The 6,919-nt window shown below is 31.1% G+C and carries 6 protein-coding genes and 2 pseudogenes; 1 reads left to right on the top strand and 7 read right to left on the bottom strand.

From position 1 onward, the window contains the following. Positions 1-14: 14 nt before the first annotated feature. From AC2CGR_RS23860 to AC2CGR_RS23840, 5 genes and pseudogenes are all read right to left on the bottom strand, one after another. A pseudogene (locus AC2CGR_RS23860) lies at positions 15-998 on the bottom strand (glycerophosphodiester phosphodiesterase family protein). 882 nt (positions 999-1,880) lie between these two features. Further along, positions 1,881-2,616: pseudogene (locus AC2CGR_RS23855) on the bottom strand (Bax inhibitor-1/YccA family protein). Positions 2,617-2,655: 39 nt separating this feature from the next. Continuing rightward, positions 2,656-3,453, bottom strand: coding sequence for an ABC transporter permease (locus AC2CGR_RS23850; protein WP_484481288.1), 798 nt, complete (start codon positions 3,451-3,453; stop codon positions 2,656-2,658). After that, positions 3,453-4,148: an ABC transporter ATP-binding protein gene (locus AC2CGR_RS23845; RefSeq protein WP_484481287.1), complete on the bottom strand. Its 696-nt coding sequence runs from the start codon at positions 4,146-4,148 to the stop codon at positions 3,453-3,455. The genes AC2CGR_RS23850 and AC2CGR_RS23845 overlap by 1 nt, the downstream gene beginning before the upstream one ends. Next, positions 4,145-4,525 (bottom strand): GntR family transcriptional regulator, encoded by a 381-nt coding sequence (locus tag AC2CGR_RS23840; RefSeq protein ID WP_484481286.1) that lies wholly within the window; start codon positions 4,523-4,525, stop codon positions 4,145-4,147. The genes AC2CGR_RS23845 and AC2CGR_RS23840 overlap by 4 nt, the downstream gene beginning before the upstream one ends. A gap of 229 nt (positions 4,526-4,754) precedes the next feature. Here AC2CGR_RS23840 and AC2CGR_RS23835 point away from each other — a divergent pair, with 229 nt between their 5' ends. Beyond that, positions 4,755-5,102 carry a YolD-like family protein gene (locus AC2CGR_RS23835; RefSeq protein WP_484481285.1) on the top strand — a complete coding sequence of 116 codons (348 nt, stop codon included), beginning with the start codon at positions 4,755-4,757 and terminating at the stop codon, positions 5,100-5,102. Between the two features lie 188 nt (positions 5,103-5,290). Here the strand turns inward: AC2CGR_RS23835 and AC2CGR_RS23830 are convergent, their stop codons facing one another. Further along, the gene (locus AC2CGR_RS23830; protein WP_429795116.1) at positions 5,291-5,536 is read right to left on the bottom strand and encodes a hypothetical protein; all 246 of its coding nucleotides are present in this window, start codon (positions 5,534-5,536) and stop codon (positions 5,291-5,293) included. Further along, positions 5,533-6,633, bottom strand: coding sequence for a response regulator aspartate phosphatase (locus AC2CGR_RS23825; protein WP_484481284.1), 1,101 nt, complete (start codon positions 6,631-6,633; stop codon positions 5,533-5,535). Before AC2CGR_RS23825 ends, AC2CGR_RS23830 begins: the two co-directional genes overlap by 4 nt. Positions 6,634-6,919 lie beyond the last annotated feature (286 nt).

Here is a 6,919-nt window from a genome sequence, read left to right as displayed (position 1 = left end):
TGTTATATTATCCCTTATTTCTTAAATACAGGTGCTATTTTATCAATGCGATTTGTCCAAATTCCACCTGTATAATCATCAGGAAGGCGTTTTATATCTTCAGGTGAGTCAAATCCACTTGAAAACCCAAACCCATTTCCTCCTACAATGATAACTCGAGTATCTGCTTTATCCATTCGATTAAGAAAACGATTTGGCCATCCCCAAAGCCAAGGAGCTACTTTGTCTGGTATATGTAATTCTCCATGCTTCAGGCTTGAAGGTATGTAGCCAGTCCACCCTAATGCCATATAAGTAATAAGATCTTTTTTCATGGTCGCTTTTGACATTATTCGTAAACCAGGGATGCGCTCTTTTATCTCAGCAATTGGTTTATCGCCACCATATACAGTCAGTTGATTAAGGCGCTTCACTGGTAATTTCTTGAGGTAAGTAGCCAATTGGATTCCTTCATTTTCATCATCACTTTTAATATGAATAAGAAAAGAACGGTCTGGAAAATGGGTAAGTACTTCATCAAGTGTTGGCATAAGATTAATCCCTTTGCCACGAAACGGGAATGTTTTACCCCCATCAGCTGTATAACCGTAACCAATATCAAGTGCTTGTAATTCTTGTGTTGTAAAATCTCATGTAACACCTTTACCATTAGTACGGCAATCAAGAGTCCAGTCATGAAAAATAACAAAATTATTATCTTTAGTTGGTTGAACATCAAACTCTACTAGATCAGCTCCAGCTTTAAATGCAGCTTCCATAGATGGAATTGTATTTTCTAAATAAGAATGTTCAGGTTTATTTATACGTTCTGCTGTACATGTATCACTCTCAATCTCTTCCATGCTAAATGTTTGCGAAAGTCCTCGGTGAGCAAGAAGAAGAGGAGTTCCATCGTCCCTCTTAGCAAAAAAAGAACTGTTATTTACATAAACAAATACGAATAGGATAAGAATTATCCAAGTCGCTTTACGTTTCAATAACCTTTTTAATTTGTTCATTGTATGCTCCTCTTAAATTTGGTTAAAAAATGCCTTAAACAATTTTCGGCATTTAAATACTGGTAAATGTTAAAGCCTATCTTATTTTTCCGCAATGGATATAATTGTTAATTAAAGGCTGGTACTTTGATATAAAACGGGAGCAATAGGTTGACTCCAACATGGTGATGACAATATAAATATTTCTTTTTCCTTCTATTATATGTCCATTTCGCAGACTGTAAATTTATTTTCATTTCCAAGCATGTATATCATTTTCTTCATTAATACAATAAATGAATTCAACGGTAAATATAGGGAATTTGTATATCTCATATTCGTAATTTATTTTATGGTACACTATGTTAATTAATTACAATACTTCCTAAAAGGGGCATAAATAATGAAAGAAAAGAAACAGAAGTGAAGAGGATTTCAAATTTAAAAGGTATGACAGTTGGGATATTACTATGAAGACTATGGTGTCTATTTTCAACGTATTTCGTTTGTTGAGTAAAATCATACATCCAATATTAAAGGCATTATCTAAAAGTAAATTTAAATCTCATAAAAATAACAATCCCCTTCTGCATATGAATGCAAAAGGGGATTGTTTTCAAATTATTCTATTCGTTCTACAGACAGTACTCATAGATAAATAAGAAACGGTGTATATTTACACTAACATTTATAAATATGAAAATCAATATATAATTATCTACTTATAGAACCAGATGACAATTTCCTATTATATAAATGCCCCTTAATATAATAGGAAATTTTTTCTTGTAATATTAATATTAGGTTACGTACATCTCAAAATATCTACACTGGCTAACGTGATCTAATTGATATTACGAGATACAAAAAAATCCTGCATGTTTCAAACATGCAGGATTTTTTCTATTCTTCGTTTTTCATAAAGTAAGAAACAAAACGGAGAATTTCAAGGTATAACCATACTAATGTCATCATGAGCCCTATTGCGCTATACCACTCCATATGTTTTGCTGCCCCACTACGTACACCATTTTCAATTGAATCAAAATCTAGTAATAGATTTAATGCAGCAACGACAATCACAACGGCACTAATAATGATACTGATTGTCCCACCTTGGTGAATGTATGGAACAGTCAAAACAAACGTGTTTAGCAAGAAGACAATCAAATACATAATTAAAATGCCAAGTGTTGCAGCTGTTAAAACAGTACGGAATTTTTCAGTTACTTTTATTATACGAGTAGCATATAATACTAGCATTGCAAATAAAATCGAAATGGTTAATAATACAGCAGTTAAAAGAATAGAATCCCCAAAACGCATTGTATAATATGCTGAAATACTTCCTAATACAATCCCTTTCACTACAGCATAAATCGGTGCACAAATTGGTGATATACGAGGGATAAATATAGCTAAAAATGCAACTACTATATTAACTATTGCTACTCCAATTAATACTGACGTTTTCATTGAACCTTGCATCATCTGTAAGTATGAATAGACAGACGCTGCAAGTAGTAAAATAAGCATAACAAATGTATTTCTTACGGTTCCACCAATGGTCATCGTAGAAGTGTTTGTTGGCTCTTTTTTAAAGGTATCCTTTTTTTAGCATTGGATTAGATGTTTTCATTAGTTCCTCCTAAAATGTATCTTGAATTAAACAAAATTTTTATAACTCTAATTTCTTATCTATAATGCGTCCAGTAATGGCTACGAGGAGAATTATTAACAAACAGGTAAAACTTTGGTCTGTAATAGTACTCATTTCACTTGGATAAAAAGACGTCTCAATAAATCCATTTTGATCAATAAATCCATTCTTTTTTATCGTAATTATATATCTCTCTAATCCACCCAGAACATCCATTAATGCTGTTTGAACAGCTATGAAAATAAAAAAGAAAACGATAAAGAAAATTTTCCTTCCTATGGATTCCTTAACAGGAAACTGGTTTGTAATAACTATGATGAAATAACCAGAAACTAACAAATACATGAAATCGATTCCCCATAAAAAAACGGCAAAGACATGGTGAAAGATTCCGTATTTAAATAACTCATAAAACTCCTGTTGAAAACTATCATCCATTATTTTTACACCATCAATACTTAAGGAAAGATAATATAAAAAAATCAGTCCAATTACTAATAAAATTAGAAATACAAGTGTAAAGAAAAATAAATTTGCATATATATGTTTTTGAGATGTGATAGCTGTACAACGTATCATAGAATTTTTTATCATTTTGTTGAAAGATGATAACGCTAGTACAAATACGTAGAAAGAAGCTATAGATAATAAAATTAAAAAAATAACCAATGTTAAATCCTGTCTAGCCGAATTCGTTATTTGAATTGAACCTTTCACATGAAATAAAAGAAGCAACGAAGAAGTTATAAAAACAAAATAAAGAATAGCTATGCTTCTTTTATTACACTTATATAAATAGTGAAAAAGTGAATTCATTACTTATAAACCTCCCTAAACAATTCATGCACTGCTTTACCTTGATGAAAACGAATTTCTTCTACATTTTCATGTAATACAATATTTCCGTCTTTTAAAAAGATTACCTCATCAAATATATTTTCAATTTCTTCTATTAAATGAGTTGAAATAAGAATAGTACAGTCTTCTCGGTAAAATTTAAGAATTAAATCCAGTATATGCTTTCTAGAAACAAGATCAATTCCACCCAAGGGCTCATCTAATATATATAACTTTGCTTTTCTGGAGAAAGTTAATATAAGTTGTAATTTTTCCACTTCCCCTTTTGACAGAGCAGCTATATGCTCCTCTAATGGCATTTTAAATTCAGTTATTAATTCCATTGCTTGATTGAAATCAAAATCAGGATAAAAATTCCGATAGAAAGTTACAGCATCTTTTATCGTCATCCACTCGTCAAAAACAGGACTATCAGGCATAAATGAAACAATTTTCTTTGTTTCTATTCCTACCTTCTGACCTTCAATTGTGATAGTTCCTTTAGAAGGATAACGAAAACCAGCAATCATTTTTAATAATGTCGTTTTTCCGCTACCATTATCACCAACGAGACCAATAATTTTCCCTTCAGAAATTGTTACACTTAAATCTTGAAGTACTGTTTTTAAGTTATATCTTTTCCACAGATTTTCAATTTTTAATAACTCTGTCATTCGTTTTCCTTCCTTTTCTTTTCTAATGCAGAATGGAGGATTGGAAGAATTTCTTCTTTTGTAAATCCTAAATTGTCCATTCCATTTATAAAATTATCAAGCAACTCTGTTGCCATTTCTTTGCGTAGTTCAGTGATCTTTTCTCCTTCACTCGTTACAAATCTCCCTGTTCCTCTTCTTGTCACAGCAATACCTTCTCGTTCTAACTCTTGAAATGTTCGTTGAATCGTATTTGGATTCACTTGTAATTCACTGGCTAGTTCGCGTACAGCTGGTATTTTATCACCCGGCGCTAAACGACCTGTTACAATTTCCTTTTTTATGTATTCCATTACCTGAATATAAATCGGGATATTAGGAGAAAACTTATTTTCCATTTCTTCCCTCCTCAGTATTAGTGTACTAGATGAATAATACACTAATACTGATTACGTGTAAATGGTAATTTTTTTCAAAAATATATATTAAATAAAAGACGATATATTTAGTGAATTAGTGTAACCAACTAAGTGCCATAAACGACTGTTTATGACACTTTTTACGCTTCAAAAAGAACGTATGTTCGTTTATAATAGAGTTAAAAAAACAAAAGTGAGGTATTACATCATGGAATATAACGGCTTTCCTACAGTACGTGGAAGAGGTATGGTGAAATGGAACCCGTTTGCTTCGATGCCAGAGCAATACGAGGAAATACATAGAATATTTGAGGAACAATATAAAGTACCTAAACCTTTTTTAACACAAGATACTATGGAACGAATAGAAAGAGCGTTAATGGAATCTCTTCACGAAACAAAAGAAATATTTATTTCATACTATCGTGATGGATTTATCCATGATGAATACATTACTGTTATCGATATTGATAAGCAAAGCAATACGGTACATTACACGGATGCTTTTGGCTTAAATACACGATTGAACTTTGAAGAATTCGTTGATATAAAATGAGAAAGTAACCCTTCGATCTAGAGTTACTTTCTCATTTGTTCTTTACTTTTTAAAATATCCTCTGGAAGAACTTTTAAAAGTGTTTTCTTCCTGCTGCTACTTATGGTATTTCTAAATTAATATGGTCGTAATGGTAATGTATGATATTACAAAAAAGAGGGCGCCACAGCGTCCTCTTTTTTAGGTATTTAAATATGTTCTCCATGATCAGTATAAACATCACCGTATTCGTATGCTGGTGCAGGCGGTCTCCCGTGGTCAAGAGAAACCAATCCAGTGTTTCCGTCAACCGTATTTTCATAACTAGAAACATAATCTGGTCGTTGTGGTGCAGGCGGTCTACCATGATCAGCTTGTGATGTATAAGATTCTGCAAAACTTCCAATAGTTAAAATAGCAGCAAAACTAAAAAATCCCATTAGTACTTTTTTCATTTTAACGCACTTCCCTTCTGAAGTAATTCTTTAGCATCATAAGATATATTAAAATATTGGCTAGCTTTCTCATGATTACCTTCTTGATAAAGTTTTTTCGCTAAAATTCCAGAGTACTCTTCAATAAAGCCATAAAGTTTTTGGGATTCAAAGTAATCTAGTCCATCTGCAATCGTTGTTTCTAGATTCTGTTTATAATTTTCATCATATTGTGCTCGAAGTATTCGTAAATGATGTGTATATTCAACATCAGCTAATTCAAAACCTTGAGTCAAAAATTCTTGTGCTTTTTCAATTTCATTTACTTTGAAATGTTCTCGAGCCAGTAAGAATACAGTTTTATGATATGGTTTTTCAGATTTATATACATCCATTAAATATCGAATTGCAGTTGCGGATATACCTTGTTTTGCATAAAGGAAACCCAAGTTGTACTGGATTAAGGTAATTAGTCGAGTGCAGTTATGTTTTTTAGCCATATCCAAACACTTAACAAAAAGTTCTTCGCCTTGTTCAAACTGACTTAAAGTGACACTTGCCAATCCCAAGATTGTATCGCATTCAATTTGATTTATTACATAATCTTCATGTTTTTTGTATATGTCTTTTGCTTTCATAACATGCTTAATTGTTAATAAAGGTTGTTGAAGATGGTAATATAGTTCACCAAGTTTATAATTAAATTCAGCTTTTTCAATGTCATTAGGAATATACTCTAAAAATCGTTCAGCTTCTTCAAATTGCTCCATAGCCTCCATATAGTTAGCAATCATGGTGTTATGCACAGCTTTATAGAAATGGTAGTAGTATTTTAAATACTCATCAATAGTTTTTGTTGTAAGTTTTTCAACTGCATCAAAATCACTACGAGTTACATATGATTTATTTATTAACACTTTATAACTATAATCCAATAGAGAATAATACAATAAGAGATTTTGATCTTGTAGATCTCGGTTTTGTTCGACCATTAAGACACTAATCTTTTCATCAACTTCTTCTTTCATTCTTGTCGCTTTTGTTATTTGCTTAGATAGAATAACTTTATACCATTCATTTAATAGTTTCGTAACTTTTTCATTTTTCAGAATTATCATATCACAATCTCCTTTATTTAGTTTATATAAAATCAATCATAACAAAGTTTAATTGTAATAAGTTGTAAAAAATAATTTTATAAAAATAATTCAGAATATTCAATATACTTTTTATCAATTGACGTAAATTTATCGGTAGATCGTTAGATTGTAAAGATAGGATTATTTATATAAAAATCATTCTTAATCCAGTAATGACATGGTTTTAAGAAGGTTTGTCGAATTGTTTTGTGAAAGTTTTAATCTGAATATTGTTTATTTTTTGAATTTTATAGTCTATCATCGG

Source organism: Bacillus sp. LSHTCR4, from assembly GCF_057197025.1.
Note: the sequence above shows the minus strand (reverse complement) of the source record. Positions and strands in the feature narration are given on the sequence as shown.